The 21,983-nt window shown below is 71.4% G+C and carries 21 protein-coding genes; 7 read left to right on the forward strand and 14 right to left on the reverse strand.

Annotated features, from left to right (window positions below):
- Positions 1 to 13 precede the first annotated feature (13 nt).
- The 5 genes from ACIBNA_RS37645 to ACIBNA_RS37665 form a co-directional block, all read right to left on the reverse strand.
- A complete protein-coding gene (locus ACIBNA_RS37645) occupies positions 14 to 2,407 on the reverse strand; it encodes an ATP-binding cassette domain-containing protein (protein ID WP_399169717.1) in 2,394 nt (797 codons plus the stop codon).
- A 123-nt stretch (positions 2,408 to 2,530) separates the two neighbouring features.
- Positions 2,531 to 2,944, reverse strand: a complete 414-nt coding sequence (locus ACIBNA_RS37650) for a VOC family protein (RefSeq protein WP_399169718.1) — start codon at positions 2,942 to 2,944, stop codon at positions 2,531 to 2,533.
- A gap of 10 nt (positions 2,945 to 2,954) precedes the next feature.
- Positions 2,955 to 3,428: a helix-turn-helix transcriptional regulator gene (locus tag ACIBNA_RS37655; RefSeq protein WP_399169719.1), complete on the reverse strand. Its 474-nt coding sequence runs from the start codon at positions 3,426 to 3,428 to the stop codon at positions 2,955 to 2,957.
- A gap of 250 nt (positions 3,429 to 3,678) precedes the next feature.
- Positions 3,679 to 4,617, reverse strand: a complete 939-nt coding sequence (locus ACIBNA_RS37660) for a sigma-70 family RNA polymerase sigma factor (protein WP_399169720.1) — start codon at positions 4,615 to 4,617, stop codon at positions 3,679 to 3,681.
- Between the two features lie 10 nt (positions 4,618 to 4,627).
- Positions 4,628 to 5,818: an NAD(P)/FAD-dependent oxidoreductase gene (locus tag ACIBNA_RS37665; RefSeq protein WP_399169722.1), complete on the reverse strand. Its 1,191-nt coding sequence runs from the start codon at positions 5,816 to 5,818 to the stop codon at positions 4,628 to 4,630.
- A 331-nt stretch (positions 5,819 to 6,149) separates the two neighbouring features.
- Between ACIBNA_RS37665 and ACIBNA_RS37670 the strand changes: the two genes are divergently transcribed.
- Positions 6,150 to 6,557 carry a hypothetical protein gene (locus tag ACIBNA_RS37670; RefSeq protein WP_399169723.1) on the forward strand — a complete coding sequence of 136 codons (408 nt, stop codon included), beginning with the start codon at positions 6,150 to 6,152 and terminating at the stop codon, positions 6,555 to 6,557.
- A gap of 413 nt (positions 6,558 to 6,970) precedes the next feature.
- Here the strand turns inward: ACIBNA_RS37670 and ACIBNA_RS37675 are convergent, their stop codons facing one another.
- Positions 6,971 to 7,369, reverse strand: coding sequence for a hypothetical protein (locus ACIBNA_RS37675; protein ID WP_399169724.1), 399 nt, complete (start codon positions 7,367 to 7,369; stop codon positions 6,971 to 6,973).
- Positions 7,370 to 7,545: 176 nt separating this feature from the next.
- Positions 7,546 to 8,499, reverse strand: a complete 954-nt coding sequence (locus tag ACIBNA_RS37680; RefSeq protein ID WP_399169725.1) for an ROK family protein — start codon at positions 8,497 to 8,499, stop codon at positions 7,546 to 7,548.
- A gap of 241 nt (positions 8,500 to 8,740) precedes the next feature.
- On the opposite strand from ACIBNA_RS37680, the gene ACIBNA_RS37685 reads away from it, so the two are divergent.
- Together ACIBNA_RS37685 and ACIBNA_RS37690 are read left to right on the forward strand one after the other, a co-directional pair.
- Positions 8,741 to 9,727, forward strand: coding sequence for a LacI family DNA-binding transcriptional regulator (locus ACIBNA_RS37685; RefSeq protein WP_399169760.1), 987 nt, complete (start codon positions 8,741 to 8,743; stop codon positions 9,725 to 9,727).
- 25 nt (positions 9,728 to 9,752) lie between these two features.
- Positions 9,753 to 10,568 carry a hypothetical protein gene (locus tag ACIBNA_RS37690; protein WP_399169761.1) on the forward strand — a complete coding sequence of 272 codons (816 nt, stop codon included), beginning with the start codon at positions 9,753 to 9,755 and terminating at the stop codon, positions 10,566 to 10,568.
- Here ACIBNA_RS37690 and ACIBNA_RS37695 read toward each other — a convergent pair.
- Positions 10,514 to 12,736 carry a protein kinase gene (locus ACIBNA_RS37695; protein ID WP_399169726.1) on the reverse strand — a complete coding sequence of 741 codons (2,223 nt, stop codon included), beginning with the start codon at positions 12,734 to 12,736 and terminating at the stop codon, positions 10,514 to 10,516. The genes ACIBNA_RS37690 and ACIBNA_RS37695 overlap by 55 nt on opposite strands.
- A 146-nt stretch (positions 12,737 to 12,882) precedes the next feature.
- Positions 12,883 to 14,184: a DUF6986 family protein gene (locus tag ACIBNA_RS37700; RefSeq protein ID WP_399169728.1), complete on the reverse strand. Its 1,302-nt coding sequence runs from the start codon at positions 14,182 to 14,184 to the stop codon at positions 12,883 to 12,885.
- Positions 14,185 to 14,400: 216 nt separating this feature from the next.
- Between ACIBNA_RS37700 and ACIBNA_RS37705 the strand changes: the two genes are divergently transcribed.
- Positions 14,401 to 15,303, forward strand: coding sequence for an endonuclease/exonuclease/phosphatase family protein (locus ACIBNA_RS37705; RefSeq protein ID WP_399169729.1), 903 nt, complete (start codon positions 14,401 to 14,403; stop codon positions 15,301 to 15,303).
- A 68-nt stretch (positions 15,304 to 15,371) separates the two neighbouring features.
- Here the strand turns inward: ACIBNA_RS37705 and ACIBNA_RS37710 are convergent, their stop codons facing one another.
- The 4 genes from ACIBNA_RS37710 to ACIBNA_RS37725 all read right to left on the reverse strand — a co-directional run bounded on the left by ACIBNA_RS37710 (position 15,372) and on the right by ACIBNA_RS37725 (position 18,385).
- Positions 15,372 to 16,334 (reverse strand): electron transfer flavoprotein subunit alpha/FixB family protein, encoded by a 963-nt coding sequence (locus tag ACIBNA_RS37710; RefSeq protein WP_399169730.1) that lies wholly within the window; start codon positions 16,332 to 16,334, stop codon positions 15,372 to 15,374.
- 55 nt (positions 16,335 to 16,389) lie between these two features.
- Complete coding sequence (locus ACIBNA_RS37715; protein WP_399169731.1) at positions 16,390 to 17,178, reverse strand: electron transfer flavoprotein subunit beta/FixA family protein; 789 nt, start codon at positions 17,176 to 17,178, stop codon at positions 16,390 to 16,392.
- A gap of 218 nt (positions 17,179 to 17,396) precedes the next feature.
- Positions 17,397 to 17,888, reverse strand: coding sequence for a flavin reductase family protein (locus ACIBNA_RS37720; protein WP_399169732.1), 492 nt, complete (start codon positions 17,886 to 17,888; stop codon positions 17,397 to 17,399).
- Between the two features lie 83 nt (positions 17,889 to 17,971).
- Positions 17,972 to 18,385 carry a thioredoxin family protein gene (locus tag ACIBNA_RS37725; protein WP_399169762.1) on the reverse strand — a complete coding sequence of 138 codons (414 nt, stop codon included), beginning with the start codon at positions 18,383 to 18,385 and terminating at the stop codon, positions 17,972 to 17,974.
- A gap of 78 nt (positions 18,386 to 18,463) precedes the next feature.
- On the opposite strand from ACIBNA_RS37725, the gene ACIBNA_RS37730 reads away from it, so the two are divergent.
- Both ACIBNA_RS37730 and ACIBNA_RS37735 read left to right on the forward strand, forming a co-directional pair.
- A complete protein-coding gene (locus ACIBNA_RS37730) occupies positions 18,464 to 18,880 on the forward strand; it encodes a DUF4395 domain-containing protein (protein WP_399169733.1) in 417 nt (138 codons plus the stop codon).
- Positions 18,881 to 19,065: 185 nt separating this feature from the next.
- The gene (locus tag ACIBNA_RS37735; protein ID WP_388064825.1) at positions 19,066 to 19,794 is read left to right on the forward strand and encodes a lysophospholipid acyltransferase family protein; all 729 of its coding nucleotides are present in this window, start codon (positions 19,066 to 19,068) and stop codon (positions 19,792 to 19,794) included.
- 36 nt (positions 19,795 to 19,830) lie between these two features.
- Here ACIBNA_RS37735 and ACIBNA_RS37740 read toward each other — a convergent pair whose 3' ends face one another.
- Entirely contained in the window at positions 19,831 to 20,403 is a 573-nt protein-coding gene (locus ACIBNA_RS37740; RefSeq protein ID WP_399169734.1) for a transglutaminase domain-containing protein, read from the reverse strand.
- A gap of 174 nt (positions 20,404 to 20,577) precedes the next feature.
- Between ACIBNA_RS37740 and ACIBNA_RS37745 the strand changes: the two genes are divergently transcribed.
- A complete protein-coding gene (locus ACIBNA_RS37745; RefSeq protein WP_399169736.1) occupies positions 20,578 to 21,948 on the forward strand; it encodes a hypothetical protein in 1,371 nt (456 codons plus the stop codon).
- Positions 21,949 to 21,983 lie beyond the last annotated feature (35 nt).

A 21,983-nucleotide genomic window follows, 5' to 3' on the forward strand; every position in this document is an offset into this window, starting at 1 on the left:
CCGGGGACCCGCGTCAGGCGCCGACGTAGGCGGCGAGGTGCTCCCCGGTCAGGGTGGAGCGGGCCGCGACGAGGTCGGCCGGTGTGCCCTCGAAGACGATCCGGCCGCCGTCGTGGCCGGCGCCGGGGCCGAGGTCGATGATCCAGTCGGCGTGCGCCATGACCGCCTGGTGGTGCTCGATGACGACGACCGACTTGCCGGCGTCGACGAGCCGGTCGAGCAGGCCGAGCAGCTGCTCCACGTCCGCGAGGTGGAGGCCGGTGGTCGGCTCGTCGAGGACGTAGACGCCGCCCTTGTCCGCCATGTGCGTGGCCAGCTTGAGGCGCTGCCGCTCGCCGCCGGAGAGCGTGGTGAGCGGCTGGCCGAGGGTGAGGTAGCCGAGCCCGACCTCGGCGAGCCGCTCCAAGATCTTGTGCGCGGCCGGGGTGCGCGCCTCGCCGGCGCCGAAGAACTCCTCGGCCTCGGCCACCGACATCGCGAGCACCTCGCTGATGTCACGGCCGCCGAGGTGGTACTCCAGCACGGAGGCCTGGAACCGCTTCCCCTCGCAGTCCTCGCAGGGGGTGTCGACGCCGGCCATCATGCCCAGGTCGAGGTAGATGACGCCGGCGCCGTTGCAGGTGGGGCAGGCGCCCTCGGAGTTGGCGCTGAACAGGGCCGGCTTCACGCCGTTGGCCTTCGCGAAGGCCTTGCGGATCGGGTCGAGCAGCCCGGTGTACGTCGCGGGGTTGCTGCGCCGCGAGCCCTTGATCGGGCTCTGGTCCACCGAGACGACCCCCGCGTCGGCGGGGACCGACCCGTGCAGCAGGGAGCTCTTGCCGGAGCCGGCGACACCTGTGACGACGGTGAGCACCCCGAGCGGGATGTCGACGTCGACGTGTCGGAGGTTGTTGGCCGTCGCGCCCCGGATCTCCAGCGCGCCGGTGGCCTTGCGGGCCGTCTCCTTGAGGGTGGCCCGGTCGTCGAGGTGACGGCCGGTGACGGTGTCCGCGGCCCGCAGCCCCTCGACCGTGCCCTCGAAGCAGACGGTGCCGCCCGCCGTGCCGGCGCCGGGGCCGAGGTCGACGACATGGTCGGCGATCGCGATCGCCTCCGGCTTGTGCTCCACGACGAGCACCGTGTTCCCCTTGTCGCGCAGTCGCAGCAGCAGGTCGTTCATCCGCTGGATGTCGTGCGGGTGCAGGCCGATGGTCGGCTCGTCGAAGACGTAGGTGACGTCCGTGAGCGAGGAGCCGAGGTGGCGGATCATCTTCACGCGCTGCGCCTCGCCGCCCGACAGCGTGCCCGCCGGCCGGTCGAGCGAGAGATAGCCCAGGCCGATCTCCACGAACGAGTCGAGCGTCCCCTGCAACGCGGTGAGCAGCGGCGCCACGGACGGCTCCGAGAGCTTCCGGACCCACTCGGCCAGGTCCCTGATCTCCATCGCGCAGGCGTCGGCGATGCTGATGTTGTCGATCTTCGACGATCTGGCGCCCTCGCTCAGCCGGGTGCCGTCGCACTCGGGACAGACGGTGAAGGTGACCGCCCGCTCCACGAACGCCCGGATGTGCGGCTGCATCGCCTCCTTGTCCTTGGACAGGAACGACTTCTGGATCTTGGGGATCAGTCCCTCGTAGGTGAGGTTGATGCCGTTGACCTTGATCTTGACCGGTTCCCCGTAGAGGAAGGCGGCCCACTCCTTCTTGGTGTACTCGCGGATCGGCTTGTCCGGGTCGACGAAGCCCGACTGGGCATAGAGCTGCACGGTCCACTGGCTGTCCGACTTCCAGCCGGGGATGGTGAACGCGCCCTCGGACAGCGACTTGGAATCGTCGTAGAGCTGGGTGAGGTCGATGTCGGAGACCTTGCCGCGGCCCTCGCAGCGGTTGCACATGCCGCCGGTGCGCTCGTAGGTCGCCTTCTGGGCCTTGGTCTTGGCGCCGCGCTCGACGGTGATGGCGCCGCTCGCCCGGACGGAGGCGGTGTTGAAGGAGTACGCGCTGGGCGGGCCGATGTGCGGCTTGCCGAGCCGGCTGAAGAGGATGCGCAGCATCGCGTTGGCGTCGGTGGCGGTGCCGACCGTGGAGCGGGGGTCGCCGCCCATCCGCTGCTGGTCCACGGCGATGGCGGTCGTCAGCCCGTCGAGCACGTCGACCTCGGGCCGGGCCCGGTTCGGCATGAAGCCCTGCAGGAAGGCGCTGTAGGTCTCGTTGATCAGTCGCTGCGACTCCGCGGCGATGGTGTCGAACACGAGCGAGCTCTTGCCCGAGCCGGAAACGCCCGTGAACACCGTCAGCCGGCGCTTGGGGATCTCGATGCTGACGTCCTTGAGGTTGTTCTCGCGCGCGCCGTGCACGCGGATCACATCGTGGCTGTCGGCAACGTGCGGCCCGGACGACTGTTTGTCCGTCCTCGTGGCCATGCTCATCGGTCTCCATCTGTCGGGCGGGGCTGCCGCGGTCGGACGATCTTGTTTCCCCGCGCCGGCCCGGAGGTGCGGCGCGGGGGTATCTGCTGCGTGTGGACCTGCGGGCCGGCTGCTACCGCGCCGTCACGGCTTCAGCTGCTGGATGCGGACCATGTTGCCCGCGGGATCGCGGAAGGCGCAGTCGCGAACGCCGTACGGCTGATCCACGGGCTCTTGGACCACCTCGGCGTCGCCTGCCTGCACCCGCTCGAATGTGGCGTCGACGTCGGGGGTGGCCAGCACGATGCTGGCGTAGGTGCCCTTGGCCATCATCTCGGCGATGGTCCTGCGCTCGTCCTCGGTGATGCCGGGGTCGGCGGCGGGCGGATGCAGCACGATGTTCGTGCCGGGCCGGCCGACGGGGCCGACCGTGATCCAGCGCATCCCCTCGTATCCCACGTCGGCCCGGACTTCGAAGCCGAGGGTGTCGCGGTAGAACGCCAGGGCGGCGTCCGGGTCGTCGTGCGGAAGGAAGCTGGCGTGAATGGTGAGGTCCATGGCCATCACGCTAGTTTCGGCCCGGGGCGGACGCTTCTCGATTCCTGATCGGTCTGGTCACCTGCTTCGCCACGCACGACGGAATTCCCGCGGTGGCGAGCACCGCCTGGCGCCGGTAGGCGCTCGGCGGCATGCCGACCAGCTCGGTGAAGCGGGTGCTGAAGGTGCCCAGCGACGAGCAGCCGACCTCGAAACACACCTCGGTGACGCTGAGGTCCCCACGGCGCAGCAACGCCATGGCACGCTCGATGCGGCGCGTCATGAGGTAGCTGTACGGCGACTCGCCGTAGGCGAGCTTGAACTCGCGGCTGAGATGCCCGGCCGACATGTGCACACCCCGGGCCAGCGCCTCGACGTCCAGAGGCCGCGCGTACTCCCGGTCGATCCGGTCCTTGACCCGGCGCAGGAGTGCGAGGTCGCGCAGGCGCTGCGCCGGGGCGGGTCTGCTGCTCACAGGCGCGATCGTGCCACATCGCACGGACATTCGGACGCGTTCCGAGAGAAAACCCGGTATCCCGGACCGGCCGGCTGGTGCGTGGTGTCGTAGGCATGCCGGTCCGGGAAAGCGAGGGGCGGCGGGGAAGCGTTCGGCCGGCTTCTCCGGGAGCCGGCCGGAGGCGGCGCGCTGCGGCGGCCGCGGCTCGGTCCGGCAGGCCTCCCAGTTCCCGACCGCTTCACGGCGCGTGTCGAGCCTTCGCGACCTGGGTCTGGCTCAGCCCGGCAGCCGGCTCAGGTCACCATGCGTCGATGACCGGCGCGTCGGGTTCGTGCTGCCGCCAGGCCTCATTGAGGCGCACGAGCCGGTCCGCGGCGGCGATGCCGCGCAGGGACGCGACCTTGCCGTCGCTGACCTCGAACGCCACGGCGCCCACGACCCGGTCGCCGACCACGGCGAGGACGGCCGGTGAGCCGTTGACCAGCGCGATATGCATCGCGAGCGAGCCACCGGCCAGCCGCCGCTTCGCCGGCGTGGGCTTGAAGCCGGCCCGCACGAAGGAGGCGACCCGCTCGCGCGACTTGTACCGCAACAGCCGCCTGGCCAGTCCGGCGCCGTCCGAGACCGCGGTCGCGTCGGCGGTGAGCATGGCCACCAGCCGTTCGGTGCGCCCCGACGTGGCGGCGGCGAGGAACTCCTCGACGACCCGGCGCGCGGACACGGGGTCCACCTCGCCGACGCCGCGGCGCTCGGCGGCGACCCGGCGTCGGGCCCGGTGGACATGCTGCTGGCTCGCGGACTCGGTGATGTCGAGGATCCGGGCGATCTCGGCGTGGGGGTACGAGAAGGCCTCGCGCAGGACGTAAGCGGCCCGCTCGACCGGCGAGAGGCGCTCCATGAGGGTCAGTACGGCCAAGGACACCGATTCGCGCTGCTCGAAGGTATCGGCAGGGCCGAGCATCGGGTCCCCGTCGAGGAGCAGCTCGGGCAGCCAGTCTCCGGCAGCGCGCTCATGGCGCGCCTGCGCCGAGCGGAGCCGGTCGAGACAGAGATTGGTGACGACCTTGGTCAGCCACGCCTCCGGCACCTCGATACGTTCCCGGTCCGCGGCCTGCCAGCGCAGGAACGTGTCCTGCACGGCGTCCTCGGCGTCGGCGGCCGAGCCGAGCAGACGGTACGCGAGCGAGGCCAGCCGGCCCCGGCCGGCCTCGAACCGATCGATGGCTGCACTGTCCATGCGGAGCAGCCTATGCCGCGACCCTCACACCGGCCGGGCCAGGCGCGGTGGCCAGGCGGCGCCTGCGCTTCGGCATGCCGAAGGTCGGGTGGGCGATGCCCCACCCGGCCCCCTTGAGCACGCCCGACTTGAGCCGGGCGGCGGTCCGCCCGCCCAGGTACCAGGACTTCGACCGGGCGTCTGCGTCCACCATCTGGAAGATCGCGTCCCGCCGCCCGAGGCTGATGTGGTTGCCGTGGTACTTCAGCCCGGTGGTCGGGACCTTGCCGCCCGTCAGGCGCGCGATGATCGCGGAGGTCGCCTGCATGTTGGTGTAGCCGGCCGAGGCACAGGACATCGGCAGCGGCCGGCCGTTCTCGCCGATCGCGTAGGCGCAGTCACCGGCGGCGTAGACGTCCGGGTGCGAGACCGAGCGCATGGTGCGGTCGACGACGATCTGGCCGGTCTCGGCGACCTCCAGGCCGCTGGCGGCCGCGATGGGGTGCACGGCGAACCCGGCCGACCACACGGTCACGTCCGCCGGGATGGACCTGCCGTCGGCGGCGATCGCCCGTGTCGGCTCGACGGCTTCGATGGCGGTGTACTCGTGGACGGTGATGCCGAGCCGGTCGAAGGCCTGGCGCAGGTGACGGCGGGCCTTCGGGGAGAGCCAGGCGCCCAGCTCGTCGCGGGCGGCGAGGGCGACCGAGAGGTCGGGCCGGGACTCGGCGAACTCGGTGGCGGTCTCGATGCCGGTCAGCCCCTCACCGACGACCAGCACGGTGCCGCCCTCGCCCAGGCCGGCCAGGCGCTCGCGCAGACGCAGCGCCGAGGACCGGCCGGTCACATCGAAGGCGTACTCGGCCACGCCCGGGACGTCATGGTGGGCCACGAAGCTGCCGAGCGCGTAGAGAAGCGTGTCGTACGCGAGCTCGCCGTCACCGTCCTCGCCGGTCACGGTGACGGTCCTGCGCTCGGGGTCGACACCGGTGACGCGCCCCAGACGCAGCCGCACCCCGGTGCCCGCGAATATGTCGGCGAGCTTGCGGAACGCGAGGTCCTGGCCGATCGCGAGCTGGTGGAGCCGCATCCGCTCGACGAAGTCGGGCACGGCGTTGACGACGGTGATCTCGGTGTCGGCGGAGGAGAGCCGACGGGCCAGGTTTCCGGCGGCGAAGGCCCCGGCGTATCCGGCACCGAGTACGACGATGCGGTGCTTCATGGCGTTGCTCCTGTCTCGTTCGCGTGCCCCTTGAACGAGACGGCGCCCCGATTGCTGACAGGAGCTGGGTGTGACGCGGGTCACTGAACCAAGACGAGCGGCTGAGCCTCCTCCGGCACAGCTGCTGCACGCTTGCCGGCGTCGCCCTGTCCCGGGTGCGACGCGGGTTGTTCAGAGGGCTGGAGCAGGTTCCCGAACAACCAGGCGGGCGCTGGAATCGGTTCAGCGGGACACACCCCGGCCGGCTCGGAGCCGAGCGCACGAGCGCCTGGGCTCCGGCGGCGCAGGAACTCCCCGCCGTACCGTTTCCGACCGACCGAAGGGCTATGACGTGAACTGCAGCCGTATGGGCCATCCGGCAGCCGCCATCCTGGTGACCAGCTCCGGTGTGCGCCGGCGGGCCGTGACGACCGCCATGACGCTGACCATGGCGGGCACACTCGGGTTCGGCCTGATGACGCCCGTGGCGTCGGCCGCCAACGGGCCCTGCTACGACGGGCGATGCAAGACCACCGTGTCGGCGCCCAAGACCATCAAGGTCGACAGCCGCAAGTTCGGGTTCGGGAAGCTCAAGATCACGAGCATCAGCTCCCGATCCGTGAAGATGTCGGCCGCCGACGGGAGTCTCAGCGGCAGCACCAGCCCGGGCGGCACGGTCAAGTTCAACAACCTGAAGATCTGGGTGAAATCGGTCTCCGGCAAAAAGGCCAGGCTCCAGCTGTTCCCTACGCGGTACTGAGCCAGTCATGGAACCCCGGTGCGTCCACCTCGCGCCGGGGTTCGCCATTCCCCGGAAGGCAGGCGTGCACCCTGCGGATCCCTCACCCGTTGGGACGAGTCCGTACGACCAGGCCCGAAGAGTCTGGAACGGAATGATCGATCTCTCACGGATGCGCCGCGTCGCGGTCGATTTCCTTGAGGAGATCAGGGAGGACGCGATCGAGGCCACCGTGGACCACTTCGCCAGTGCTCCCGAAATGCGCAGTACGACAACTTCGCAGCGTCGGCATGGACGGATCCGCAGGAACGCGACATGCGCAAGGAATGGGCACGGCAGTGGTGGGACAAGACGATCCGCTTCTCCGCCGGAGCCGAGTATGTGACTGCGGCGAGACGCAGCTGGACAGGGCCTCCCGCCAACTCGGCCATGGGTCAGGTGTAGTACGTGTCGAACGCTCCGATCCACCACGCGGCGAGCGGCAGGAGGCACACCTGCGCGCCGGCCGTGAGCCGGCACCGGCCGAGGACCGCGATCCCGCACGTCCACCACGCCGTGGAGTGCAGCGCACTCACCACACCGGCCTGGTATCCCCGCCCGGTGAGGTCCATCATCGCGGGGTAGCCCATCCAGTCCTCGGTGAACGCGGGCGCCGGCATCAGCAGCCGCGCCACGGGGTGTCCATGGCGCCGCAGCCAGTCCTCCGGCCAGATGCGAACGAGCGTGACGGCGGCGTACACCAGCGCGCCGAGCGCCGCCGCACATCCGCCCGTCCGCCCATCTGCCCATCCGCCCATGAAGGCGAGCCCGAAGAACAACATCCCGACACCCACGCCGGGCCGGATGCCGCCCGCGTCCGAGTGGTTCCTTCAGCATCACGAACGTGCCGGCTCACGAACGTGCCGGCTCAGGAACGTGCCGGCTCACGAACGTGCCGGCTCAGGAACGTGCCGGACTCAGGGACGCGCCGGGCGTCGGAAACATCCCGACTGAACGTTCCTGCTCGGTCTCACACTCCCGCCGCGGCCGTGTCCGTCCGCTTCGCCAGCGCTGCCGCCGCCGCGCCCACCAGTCCGGCGTCGGTGCCCATCTGGGCCGGGGCCACGGTCAGGTGCCGGACGAAGGACAACGTCGCGTAGCTGCTCAGGGCCTGACGCAGGGGCGTGAACAAGACGTCGCCCGCCTTGCCCACTCCCCCGCCGATCACCGCGATGTCGATCTCCACGAGGGTCGCGGTCGCGGCGATCCCGGCGGCCAGGGCCTGAGCGGCCCGTTCGAAGGAGGCGACGGCGACCGGGTCACCGGCCCGGGCGGCGGCGGCCACCGCGGCGGCGGACGTGTCGCCGTCGGGGCCGGGCCGCCAGCCGTTCTCCAGGGCGCGCCGGGCGATGTTGGGGCCGCTCGCGATGCGCTCCACGCAGCCGTGCGAGCCGCACGGGCACAGGTCGCCGTCGAGGTCCACGCTGATGTGACCGATGTGGCCGGCGTTGCCGGTGGGCCCGGCGTGCAGATGGCCGCCGAGGACCAGGCCGCCGCCGACGCCCGTGGAGACGACCATGCACAGCGCGTTGTCGTGGCCGCGGGCGGCGCCCTGCCAGTGTTCGGCCGCCGTGATCGCCACTCCGTCGCCGATCAGATCGACGGGCAGGTCCCCGGCCACGGCCCGGACGCGCCCGACGAGCGGGTAGTCGCGCCAGCCGGGCACGTTCACCGGGCTGACGGTGCCCGCCGTCCTGTCCACCGGACCGGCGCTGCCGATCCCCACGGCCGTGGCCCGCTCCCAGAGCGGCGACCCGGTGAGTTCGCCGAGCACCTCCTCCACGGCCCGCATCACGGTGTCGCCGTCCTCCCGGGCGGGCGTCGGCCGCTGGGCGCGGAGCAGGATCCGTCCCTGGCCGTCCACCAGAGCGCCGGCGATCTTGGTGCCGCCGATGTCGAGCGCGGCCACGAGGTCGGTGTGCATCAGTGTCGGATCTCCCCGTTGACAGTGAAAAAGGACTGGCCGGCCAGCGGTGGGGCACGGTCCGGAGATTGCGGTGGACAGTCTCCCCCGAGCCTGACAACGTTGTCCAGGCTCTATGCTCGACGCCACATCCTCATACAAACCCAGGACCGACGCACCCGTCGTGGACGACAGGACAGGACACCGCACCGTGCCCCAGACCAACCTCCGATCCGCCACGCGCTACGGCACCCGGCCGACCATGAAGGACGTCGCGGCACGGGCCGGGGTCGGACTCAAGACGGTCTCCCGCGTCGTGAACGGGGAGCCGGGCGTGACCCCGGAGACGGAGCGGCGTGTCCAGGAGGCGATCGAGGCGCTCGGTTTCCGCCGCAACGACAGCGCGCGGGTCCTGCGCAAGGGCCGTACGGCGAGCATCGGTCTGGTCCTGGAGGACCTCGCGGACCCCTTCTACGGGCCGCTGAGCCGGTCGGTCGAGGAGGTGGCGCGTGCGCACGGCGCCCTGCTGATCAACGGCTCCAGCGCGGAGGACCCGGACCGCGAGCAGGAGCTGGTGCTGGCCCTGTGCGCGCGGCGGGTGGACGGGCTGGTGGTGATCCCGGCCGGTGACGACCACCGGTATCTGGAGCCCGAGCTCAAGGCGGGCGTCGCCACGGTGTTCGTGGACCGGCCGGCCGGACACATCGGCGCCGACGTGGTGCTGTCGGACAACTTCGGCGGTGCCCGGGACGGCGTCGCCCACCTCATCGCGCACGGGCACCGCCGGATCGGCTTCATCGGCGACATGCCCCGCATCCACACCGCCGCCGAGCGGCTGCGCGGCTACCGGGCCGCGATGGAGGACGCGGGCATACCGGTGGCGGACTCCTGGATGTCCCTCGGTGTCACCGACCCCGAGCGGGTGCGCAGGGCGGCCGAGGAGATGCTGTCCGGCCGGGACCCGGTCACCGCGATCTTCGCGGCCAACAACCGGGTCACGGTCACCGTGATCCGCGTGCTCGCCGAGCAGACCCGCCGGGTCGCCCTGGTCGGCTTCGACGACATCGAGCTCGCCGACCTGCTCCAGCCGGGCGTCACGGTCGTCGCCCAGGACGCGGCGGCCATCGGCCGCACCGCGGCGGAACGTCTCTTCCGGCAGCTGGACGGCACCCTGGTCACCCCCGAACGCATCGAGCTGCCGACCCGGCTGATCACCCGTGGCTCGGGCGAGCTGCCCCCGGCGGACTGAGCGGCCCATGGAACATACGGAGCATATGAAGCACCTCACCGATCGCACGCTGCGAGCCCTCTGCCTGGCCGAGGCCCCGCGCGAGCACCCCCTGCTCTACCCAGGCGCGTGGCCCGCCGACTCCGGGCTCCTCGACGGGGACCGCTTCCTGCCGCTGGACCGGCTCGTGCACGAGGATCGCACGCCGGTTCTCGCCATCGGCTCCAACGCCTGCCCAGGGCAACTGCGGCACAAGATGGAGGAGTTCGGGATCGTGTCGCCGATCCCGATGGTCAAGGCCCGCGTGACGGGCGTCGACGCCGGTGTGTCGGCGCATGTGAGCCGCATGGGGTACGTGTCGGCCTCGCCGGTCAGCGCCCCCGACACCGTACGGGAGCTGTTCGTCATCTGGCTCGACGCCGAGCAGCTCGCCGTGATCGACGCGAGCGAGGGTGTCCCGGCGCCGGCCGGCAACTACGACCGTGCCTGGCTGCCCTCGCCCGACGTCCGCATCGACCTCGCGGACGGCACCCGCTTGCCCGGCGCGTACGCGTACGTCAACCGGCACGGGGTCCTGCACGACGGCACGGGCGAGCCGCGCACCCACCCGGGTCAGCGGGAGCTGCTCACCGAGCTGCTCGTCGGCCTGCCGCGCTTGCGGGAGCTGTTCGGCGTCGTGCCCGAGGAGTTCTCCGCACGGGCCCGCTACGACCGGCGGTTGTGCGAGCGGGGCACGCGGCTGTTCGTCGAGGAGAAGCTGGTGACGGCCTCGGGGCTGGAGCGGTACGCGGTGGTGTCGCTGCGCGCTCAGCAGACCGGGAGCCCGGGGACGGGCGCGTCGTTGTCGCCGCCCTTGATGTAGACGTCGCTGACCCAGACGTTGGTGTTGCCGCTGTCGTCGTCGGTCTTGGCCCACCAGACGTTGGTCCACTGGCCGTCGGTCTCTCGCCGGCCCAGGTTCTGCTGGCAGTAGAAGTAGTTGGTGCCCGCGTTGAGGACGCCGACCTCGGTGCCGGAGGCGGTGTACGACTTGGCGGTCTTCCAGACCTGGCAGTTGTACTTGCCGCCGCCGATGGCGTGGCAGACGGGTGCCTCGGTGGTGGTTCCGCCGCCGCCTGTCGTACCGCCGTCGCCGGATCCGCCGCCGGTGCCGCCGCCTCCGGAGGTGCCGCCCGACGTCCCCCCGGTCGTGTCGCCGGTGGTGCCGCCGGAGGACTTGGCGGGGGCCGAGGTGGTCGCCCGGCCGGTGGGCTCCGGCTTCTTCTCGTCCCCGGGCTTCTTCGACGGGGCCTTGCCCTTCTCGTCGCCCTGTCCCTCGGGCCTGGGGGCGTTCGAACCGTCGTCGCTACGACCGGACTCGGCCGCGGAGGCCCCGGCATCAGCTCGGGCGGCGTCGGTCCGCGCGCCCGTGTCCTTGCCGTCGGAGTCGGCCAGCAGGGCGACCGTGGTACCGGCCGCCGCGAGCACGACGGTGACGGCCGCGACGGCGAGCAGGACGCGGGGCTTACGGCGAGGCGTGGCGGGGGAGTTCATCGGACCTGTGGGAGCGGAGGCGCCGGGGGCGGTGCCGCCCGGGCCGGCCGGCCCGAAGCCCTGGGGGCCGGGTCCTGGGGCGAGCGGGCCGGGGGCTGAGGCATGCGGGCTGGCTCCCGAGCCGTGCGGGCCGGGCGCTGAGCCGTGCAGGCCGGGCCCTGAAGCCTGCGGGCTGGCCCCCGAGCCATCCGAGCCGAGCGCCGAGCCATGCGAGCCGGACCCCGAACCCTGCGGACCGTGTCCTGAGGAGCCATCCGAGCCGGGCCCTGCACCGTGCAGCCCTGCCCCCGAGCCGTGCAGGCCGGGCCCTGAGTCATGCTGAGCGGACCCTGAGCCCTGCGAGCCAAACCCTGAACCCTGCGGACCTGGCCCTGCTTGCGCCGGTTGGCCCGAACCCGATCCCGTCTGTCCTGGTGCGCCGAAGGCCGTCGCCCCTGGAGTGCCGGTGGTTCCGAAGGCGGCAGCCGTGCCGGAGCCCGGGGTGGCCGGGTCCTCTTGGGGTCCGGCGGCGCCCGGCCGCAGGTGCTGCGGTGGGCCGAATCCCGGCGGTACCGACGGGACACTGCGCTCCGTCTCCGGGCGCGTGGGGGAGGCCGGGGCCGCAGTGCCTCGGAGTGAGGAGGTCGGTGTGTCCGTGCTGCCCGTGTCCGCCACCGTCTGGAGCATCTCGCGGGCCCGGTCGGCCTCCGGTCGGCCCTCGGGGCGCTTGTCCAACAGCTGCTTGAGGACGGGGGCGAGAGGACCGGCGCGCCGGGGCTCGGGCAGCGGCTCGGTGACGATCGCGGTGAGCGTCGAGAACGTGGACGTACGGCGGAACGGCGAGGAGCCCTCGACGGCCGCGAACAGCGTGGCGCCCAGGGCCCAGATGTCGGAGGCGGGGCCCGGGTCGGCGCCCTGGGCCCGCTCGGGAGCCAGGTAGTCGAGAGAGCCGACGAGTTCGCCGCTGCGGGTGAGGCGCGTGGCCGAACCGTCGCCCGGGTCGTCCATGGTGGCGATGCCGAAGTCGGTGAGGACGACCCGGCCCGAGCGGTCGAGCAGGATGTTGCCGGGCTTCACGTCACGGTGCAGGACGCCCACGCGGTGGGCGGCGGCCAGCGCGTCCATGACCTTGGCGCCGATCCCGGCCGCCTCGCGCGCGTCCAGCGGGCCGCGGTCGCGCAGTACGTCGTCCAGGGACGGCCCGTCGACCAGCTCCATGACGATGAGCGGGCGGCCGTCGACCTCGGCGATGTCGTGCACGGCGATGACGCCGGTGTGGCGCACCCGGGCCGCCGCGCGCGCCTCGCGCTGCATCCGCACTTGCAGATCGGCCAGTTCGGGACCGGCCGCGTCGGTGTAGGTGCGCAGTTCCTTGACGGCCACCTCACGGCCGAGGACCTCGTCGACGGCCTTCCAGACGACGCCCATGCCGCCTCGCCCCAGCTGGGCCGTGACGCGATAACGGCCTGCCAGTAGCCGACCGGCCCCGTCCGCCTGCCCGTACTCCCCCGTTGACACCGCTGCCCCGTTCCTCTGACCCCACCGGATTCACCGACACGCCTGTGCGTGGCGTACAGACTACGGGGCGGCGGTGACAGCGACAGCCGGTGGTGACGGCTGTGACAGTGCCGGTACGGGGCAGCAGAACCCTCGCAGAGCAGCCGTCAGGCGGACGCCGTCAGGTCCCCCCGCCGGGGTACCGCGAAGCTCTCCAGGTCGGCGCGGGTCAGGCCGGTCAGCCGGGCGACCTCCCCGATGTCCAGGGCGCCGCAGTCCAGGCCGCGCAGCAGGTAGCCGCTGAGGGCCTTGGCGGTGGCGGGTTCGTCCATGACGTCGCCGCCGGTGCGGCCCGCGTAGCGGGCGAGACGGGCGGCGGCCTGCTCCAAGCCCTCGCGGTAGAAGGCGAAGACGGCCGCGTAGCGGGTGGGGATGTGGCCCGGGTGCATGTCCCAGCCCTGGTAGTAGGCGCGGGCCAGGGCGCGGCGGGTGAGGCCGTAGTGCAGGCGCCAGGCGGCGTGCACCTTCTCGGTCGGGCCGATGGGCAGGACGTTGGTGGAGCCGTCCGAGACGCGGACGCCGGTGCCGGCCGCGGCGACCTGCATGACGGCCTTGGCGTGGTCGGCAGCCGGGTGGTCGCTGGCCTGGTGGGCGGCGGAGACGCCGAGGCAGGCGCTGTAGTCGAAGGTGCCGTAGTGCAGGCCGGTGGCGCGGCCCTCGGCGGCCTGGATCATGCGGGCGACGGTGGCGGTGCCGTCGGCGGCGAGGATGGACTGGCTGGTCTCGATCTGGATCTCGAAGCCGATCCGGCCGGGCTCCAGCCCGTGCGTCTTCTCGAAGGCGTCCAGCAGTCGCGCCATGGCGGTGACCTGCTCGGCGTAGGTCACCTTCGGCAGGGTGAGCACCAGCCCGCCGGGCAGGCCGCCGGCCTCCATCAGGCCGGTGAGGAAGATGTCGAGGGTGCGGATGCCCCGGGCCCGTACGGGCGCCTCCATGCACTTCATGCGGATGCCCATGCAGGGGGCCGCGGTGCCGTCCTCGTACGCCTCGGCGATCAGCCGGGCGGCGCGGGCGGCGGCCTCGTCCTCCTCGCCCTCGGGGCGGTTGCCGTAGCCGTCCTCGAAGTCGACGCGCAGGTCCTCGATCGGCTCGCGCTCCAGCTTGGCGCGCACGCGCGCGTGGACGGGCTCGGCGAGTTCGTCGGCCAGGCCGAGGACGGCGGCGAAGGACGCGGCGTCCGGGGCGTGTTCGTCGAGGGCGGCCAGGGCCCGGTCGCCCCAGGAGCGGACGGTGTCGGCGGCGAAGGCGTCGCCGGGGACGTAGACGGTGTGGACGGGCTGGCGGGTGCCGGGGTCTCCGGGGTAGCGGCGCTCCAGTTCGGCGTCGACCGGCGCGAGGGAGGCGCTGATCTCCTCGCTGACGGCGCCCGCGAGGCTCGTCGCCACCTTCTCCTGCTGGCCCTGACCCATTCCGAGACCCTCCTGTTTTCCGCTGTACGGAATCAACAATCCGTAGAGCGAAGTTATCGGCCGACCTTCCCGCTGGTCAACACCGTCTTACGTCCCGATCCACACCGCCATCTCGGCATGTTCACGTCCATCTGGCACCGTTTCCCTCGGAACCGCACACACCTCCACACCTCCCTACGCACGACTCGCCCGTAAGCCGCCACAGAAGGAGTCCCTGTGCCGCACCTCCGAGTCACGCGCCGCCTGGGCCTGAAGACCGCGCTGGCCGGCGCGGTCGCCCTGCCGCTCTCCAGTACAGCAGTCTCCCCCGTGTCCGCCTCGGCCGAGGGACGCTCGGACGGCCGTCTGGAGGTCATGTCGTTCAACCTCCGCTTCGCCAGTACCGCCGAACCCAACAGCTGGGCCGCCCGCAGACCGGTCATGCGCGCCCTGCTGCGCCGCGAGCGCCCGCATGTCATCGGCACCCAGGAGGGCCTCTACCAGCAGTTACAGGACATCGAGGCCGACCTCGGAGCGCACTACGACTGGATCGGAACCGGACGCGCCGGCGGCAGCCGCGACGAGTTCATGGCGATCTTCTACGACACCCGCCGACTCGCCCCGGCCGAGTACGACCACTTCTGGCTCTCCGACACCCCGAACGTGATCGCCTCCAACACCTGGGGCAACGCCTCGATCCGCATGGTCACCTGGGTGCGCTTCCGCGATCTGCGCGACGAGGGACGGGAGTTCTATGTCCTCGACACCCATCTGGACAACGCGAGCCAGTACGCACGCGAGCGTGCCGCGTCCCTCACTGCGCAGCGGATAACCGGGCTGGACCGCTCGCTCCCGGTGATCGTGACGGGCGACTTCAACGTCGCGGCGCACGGGAATCCGGTCTACGACACGATGCTGGGCGCCGGGCTCGTCGACACCTGGGACGCGGCGGCCGAGCGCGGCGAGCTCTACGGGACCTTCCACGGGTACAAGCCGCTGGTGCCCGGCGGCACCCGCATCGACTGGATCCTGTCCACGCCGGGCGTCACGGTGCACCGCGCGGCGATCAACACGTTCGCGCTGAACGGGCAGTTCCCGAGCGACCATCTGCCGGTGCAGGCCTCGCTCCGGCTGGAGTGACGGCCGAGGCGACGACGAGGCCCCCGTGACCGGCGTGGTCACGGGGGCCTGCCACGGCCGGGAGGCGATCAGCCCTTGCGGGTCTTGATCTCCTCGGTCAGCTGCGGGACGACGTCGAACAGGTCGCCGACGACGCCGTAGTCGACGAGGTCGAAGATCGGGGCCTCGGCGTCCTTGTTGATCGCCACGATCGTCTTCGAGGTCTGCATACCGGCACGGTGCTGGATCGCGCCGGAGATGCCCGAGGCGATGTACAGCTGCGGGGAAACGCTCTTGCCGGTCTGACCGACCTGGTTGGTGTGCGGGTACCAGCCGGCGTCCACCGCGGCGCGCGAGGCGCCCACGGCCGCGCCGAGCGAGTCGGCGAGGGCCTCGATGAGTCCGAAGTTCTCCGCGCCGTTGACACCACGGCCACCGGAGACCACGATCGCGGCCTCGGTCAGCTCCGGACGGCCCGTCGACTCACGCGGCGTGCGACCGGTGATCTTCGTGCCGGTGGCCTGGGCGGAGAAGGACACGGACAGCGCCTCGACCGCACCGGCGGCCGGGGCGGCCTCGACGGCGGCGCTGTTCGGCTTGACCGTGATGACCGGGGTGCCCTTGGAGACACGGGACTTGGTGGTGAAGGACGCGGCGAACACCGACTGCGTGGCCACCGGGCCCTCGTCGCCGGCCTCGAGGTCGACGGCGTCGGTGATGATGCCCGACCCCAGACGCAGCGCCAGACGGGCGGCGATCTCCTTGCCCTCGGCGGAGGACGGGACCAGGACCGCGGCCGGGGACACTTCGGCAACCGCGGCCTGGAGGGCGTCCACCTTCGGTACGACCAGGTAGTCGGCGTACTCGGCGGCCTCGTGCGTGAGCACCTTCACCGCGCCGTGCTCGGCGAGCGTGGCGGCGGTGTCGGCGGCGCCGCCTCCCAGCGCGACGGCGACCGGCTCGCCGATGCGGCGGGCCAGGGTCAGCAGCTCCAGGGTGGGCTTGCGGACGGCACCGTCCACGTGGTCGACGTAGACGAGAACTTCAGCCATGGGACTTCTTCTCTCCTGCTTGCGAAAGATGAGGGGCGGTCAGCGGATGCGGGGCTCAGATGAACTTCTGGCCCGCGAGGAACTCAGCGAGCTGCTTGCCGCCCTCGCCCTCGTCCTTGACGATCGTGCCCGCGGTACGGGCCGGACGCTCGGCCACGTTCTCGACCGTGGTGTAGGCGCCCTCCAGGCCGACCTCCTCGGCCTCGATGTCGAGGTCGGACAGGTCCCAGGACTCCACCGGCTTCTTCTTGGCCGCCATGATGCCCTTGAAGGACGGGTAACGCGCCTCGCCCGACTGGTCGGTGACCGACACGACCGCCGGCAGGGACGCCTGAAGGTTCTCCGAAGCGGCGTCGCCGTCCCGGCGGCCCTTGACCGTGCCGTCCTCGACCGACACCTCGGACAGCAGGGTCACCTGCGGCACGCCCAGACGCTCGGCGAGCAGCGCGGGGACGACGCCCATGGTGCCGTCGGTGGAGGCCATACCGGAGATCACCAGGTCGTAGCCGGCCTTCTCGATCGCCTTGGCCAGGACCAGGGAGGTGCCGATGGCGTCGGTGCCGTGGATGTCGTCGTCCTCGACGTGGATCGCCTTGTCGGCGCCCATGGACAGCGCCTTGCGCAGGGCGTCCTTGGCGTCCTCGGGGCCCACCGTCAGGACGGTGATCTCCACGTCGTCGTCGGAGTTCTCGGAGATCTGCAGCGCCTGCTCGACCGCGTACTCGTCGAGCTCGGAGAGCAGACCGTCCACGTCGTCCCGGTCGACGGTCAGGTCATCGGCGAAGTGCCGGTCGCCAGTGGCGTCGGGCACGTACTTCACAGTGACAACGATCCTCAAGCTCACGCCGGCTCTCCTACTGCATCGTCATTTCATGCTGCCTACTCGCAGGCAGCATAGGCGCCTCAAGCGGCCGATCCCGGTCGGGGCGACCCACGCTCCGAGCGAAATATTACTCGTCAGTACATCCAGTTCGTTCCCGCTAAGCAAGCGCTTTGAACTGTGACCTTCGCAACGCAGCGTAACCGGAACTCGACGGTCCCGCAGCCCGGGGGCACGGCGGATCAGTCGCGCAGGCGGTTGAAACGTCCCTGGTGGTAGAGGAGCGGCCGGCCGGTGCCCGTGGCGTCGCCGTGCATCACCTCCGCGATCACGATCCGGTGGTCGCCGGCGGGCACGCGCGTCACGACCCGGCCCACCAGCCAGGCCGGCACGCCGTCGAGCACGGGGACCCCCTCGGGCCCCTCACGCCAGGCCGTGGGCGGCGCGAAGCGGTCGGCTCCGCTGCGGGCGAAGGTGGCGGCCAGCTCCTGCTGGTGCTCGCCGAGGATGTGGACGCCGACGTGGTCGGCCGCCGCGATCGCGGGCCAGCTGGAGGAGCCGGTGCCGACGCCGAAGGACAGCAGGGGCGGCTCGGCGGAGACGGAGGCGAGGGAGGTGGCGGTGAAGCCCACCGGACCGGCGTCGCCACGGGCTGTGATCACGGCGACCCCCGCCGCGTGCCGCCGGAAGACCGAGCGCAGGAGGTCGGGTTTGGCGAGAAGGTCCCCAGGCATGAGGTCAGGCTGACGATAAATGGTTGCCGCAGTCAAGTGCGTTCCCTGATGTGGGAGATGACTCACTGACGGGGTCGCGTCCGTCACACCGCCTCCCCCAGCGCGGCGATCACATCCGCCTTGCGCGGCTGCCCGGTGGCCCGCCGCACCACCCGGCCGTCGGCGTCGAGGACCAGCACGGTCGGGGTCTTGAGGATGTCCAGCCGTCGTACGAGGTCCAGGTGCGCCTCGGCGTCGATCTCGACGTGGATCACGCCCGGGACCATGCCGGCGACCTCGCCGAGGACCCGCCGGGTCGCCCGGCAGGGTGCGCAGAACGCACTGGAGAACTGCACGAGTGTGGCCCGCTCGCCCAGTTCCGCGCCCAGCTCGGCCGCGTCCAGCCGCTTGCCGTCGTCCCGCCCGCGCACCCGCACTCTCCCGCTCCGCCGCCGTTGCAGCACTCCATAGGCGCTCGCCGCCGCGAGCACCAGCACGCACACCACCAGTCCGGTCATCACCTGCTGCAAGCGTTCACCAGACCGCAAAGATTCCCACCCACCCCGCGAGCCCGTACTGCGGAATGCTTGGTTCTCATGGATATCGATGTGAGAGGGCCGCGTTTCGGTGCGGCCGTGACGACCGTCGTCCTGGCGGTCGTCCTGGTCACGGGGAGCGCGTGGCTGCTGGCCTGGCAGACGCTGGCGTTCCTGCTGGGCGCGGCGGGCGGGGTGACCTGGTCGCCCTACGGCTTGCTGTTCCGGAAGGCCGTGCGGCCGCGGCTCGGGCCGCCGACCGCGTTCGAGGCGCCCGAACCGCCGCGTTTCGCCCAGGCGGTGGGGCTGGTTTTCGCCGGGCTCGGGCTCGTCGGCTACACCCTGGGGCCCGACTGGCTGGGTCTCGCGGCGACCGGCGCCGCGCTCGCGGCCGCCTTCCTGAACGCCGTGTTCGGGTACTGCCTGGGGTGCGAGATGTACCTGCTCGTGCGGCGGGTGACGGTACGCACGGAGTAATGGGGGCGTAAAAGCACGAGGTGGGATCCGCGGCGACGTGACGAGAATCTCCTCACGCGCGGGCACGGGGACTGGCTACCCGGCCGTTCTTCGGGCACGATCTGCGACAAGCCGTAAACCTACGGCTGCGTAACTTTCCGCTGGGAATCCCTTCCCAGACAGAGCAGGAAGGGTCCGACCCGCCCATGGCAGAGCTCGTCTACCGTCCCGTCGTCGGTTTCGCCCGCACGCTGTTCAAGGCGTGGGACCTCAAGATCGACTGCCAGGGTTCGGAGAACATCCCGCGCTCGGGCGGCGCCGTGCTGGTGAGCAACCACATCAGCTACCTGGACTTCGTCTTCAACGGCCTGGCGGCCCTGCCGCAGAAGCGTCTCGTGCGCTTCATGGCGAAGGAGTCCGTCTTCCGCCACAAGATCTCCGGCCCGCTGATGCGCGGCATGAAGCACATCCCCGTGGACCGCAAGCAGGGCGAGGCGGCCTACGCGCACGCCCTGGACTCGCTGCGGTCGGGCGAGATCGTCGGGGTCTTCCCCGAGGCGACCATCTCGCAGTCGTTCACGCTGAAGAGCTTCAAGTCGGGCGCCGCGCGCATGGCTCAGGAGGCCGGCGTCCCGCTGATCCCGATGGCCGTGTGGGGCACCCAGCGGCTGTGGACCAAGGGCCACCCCCGTAACTTCAAGCGCAGCCACACCCCCATCACGATCCGGGTCGGCGAGGCGATCGAGGCCTCCCGCGACAAGTACGCGGGCGCGATCACCCGTCAGCTGCGCGAGCGCGTCCAGGAACTCCTCGAGGCCGCCCAGCGCGCCTACCCCGTACGCCCGAAGGGCCCGGACGACACCTGGTGGATGCCGGCCCACCTCGGCGGCACGGCTCCGACGCCGGAGCAGGTGCGGGAGGCCGAGGCGCACTGACACCCGGAGGTGGCCGGCCCGGGCTCGGGTCCTGCCTCAGAGTGCGGTGGGGAGCGTCTCCCACAAGTGGGGCCGGTCGCGGGCTGCTTTGAGGGTGTCGAGTACGACCGGGTGAGGCGCGGCATACAGGAGCGGACAGTCCGTCTCACCGGACGCCGTATCGGGCGTGAAGGCGAGCCGCTCGCCGTCCAGGGAGAACTGCGCGTCCACACCCGGCTTGTTGCCCCGGGGGTCCTGCCGGTGCCATGCGCCGTTGAACCGCACGGCGACCAAGCCGTGCACCACGTCGAGCTTCTGGTAGCACAACGCGGTCGGGATGTCCTCGGCCCGTAGCAGCGCCGCGAGCGCGTGGGCCTTGGCGTAACAGATGCCGGTGCGCTGTTCCAGGACATCACTGGCGCGCCAGGTGACGCGGAGATCGCCCGAATCCTGCGAGTGCGCAATGGTGTCGCGCACGAACTCGAACGCCGCCTGCGCATACTCATACGAGTTCGCCACACCCCTGGCCAGCTTTGCCGCTGTCTCGCGAACGAGCGGATGGTGATGGTCTATCGCCTCGTCAGCGGCCAAGTAGGCGGAGAGGTCGGGGGTTTCCTGGATCAGCTGCATACAGGCAGAGCATAGGGACGAGATCACCCCTGGGTCAATTCATTTTCGAGCTTCCGTATATTTATGCATCGACGGAAAGAACGGCTGAACACCGCCGCAACCACCCGCCCGGCCACAACCCTTCCCCCGCGCCACCGGTCTCGGCCTCCGCAGATCCGTGACGAGGGGGAAGACATGAAGGACCCACACCGCCTGCTCGGCGCCGCGCTCGTGAGTTGCGCCCTGGCGGCGGCCGGAATCGGGGCCGGGCCCGCGTACGCCCAGGAGAACCAGCTGTGGATCAGCGCGCCCTACGAGACGGTGCTGCCGGGCGCGGACGGGGACGGCGCTGCCCGTGAGCGCAGCCTGGCCGTGGAGGTCAGCCGCGACGTCGCCGACGGCAGGGTGCCGGCCGGGCGACTGACCGTCGACGTCGGCGAGATCGCCTCGTTCGCGCGGGTGTCGTGGCCGGCGAACTGCGAACCCGAGTCGGAGGTCAGGGCGGTCTGCGACTTCCCCGAGATGCCTGCCGGGACGGAGAGCGTGCCGGCCGCCGTGTTCGGGCTGCGCGCGCTGCCGGGAGCGGACGCCGGCGCCTCGGGGTACGTGCGCTACTCGGCCGTCGCCGCAGAGGCGACGTCCCACCCGGCCGAGACCCGCGTCGGCGTGGGCAACGGCCCGGACCTCGGCCTCAGTCAGGCCGACTACCAGCACGGCCTCAGGCCGGGCTCGAAGACCAGCGTGCGCGCCACGCTGTCCAACAGCGGCAACCGCACCGCGCAGCGCACACTGCTGTGGCTCAACGCCTCGTACGGACTGCGATTCGAGGAGCGGCACGCCAACTGCGAGTACCGGGAGCACCCCACCGGTACGTCCGCCCTGTGCGTGCTGGACGAGGCGGTGGCACCGGGGCAGCAGTACGCGCTGGACACCGGTCTCGGCGTCGGCCGCAAGGCGCTGTACGAGCGGTTCGACCACTCCGTCCATCCGTACTCCGACGAGGCGCTGGAGGAGATGCGCGGCGGGCGGACGTGGACCCGGGGCACGGGCGCCGAGTTGGACCTGCGTCCCGTGGCCGCCGCCCGGGCCGCGGCAGCGGAGTCCGACATCGACCCGCAGGACAACTACCGGACCGTCATGCTCAACGCCCGGAACACCGCCGACCTGAAGCTCACCGGCAGCAGGGTGAGCGGGGCCGCCGGTGACACCGTGACCGCCCGGGTCACCGTGCACAACCGCGGTCCGGCCTGGGTGGCGTCGCTGGGTGCGGGCGCCGCCGTGGCGAAGGTGCGGTTCCAGGCGCCGGAGGGGACCACGGTGACGGGGCTGCCGGAGGAGGACTGCTGGACCTCTGCGGACGGCACGTCCCCCACGACCTACTACTGCAGGACGCCGATCTACCTGCACGACAAGGCGTCGCACACCTTCGAGATCCCCTTGCGGATCGACCGGGTGGTGCGCGGCGCACACACCACCGCCGCCACCGTCAACGACGATCCCGAGCTGAGCATCGGGAAGTTCGACCCGAACCTGCGCAACAACAGCGCGCGGATCGTCGTCAACTGACGCGGCAACCGTGAGGAGGTGGCCCCAGTGGGTGT

Origin of the sequence: Streptomyces sp. NPDC050164 (genome assembly GCF_044459945.1) — a bacterium.
In the GTDB taxonomy this organism is placed as follows: Bacteria; Actinomycetota; Actinomycetes; order Streptomycetales; family Streptomycetaceae; genus Streptomyces; species Streptomyces coeruleorubidus_A.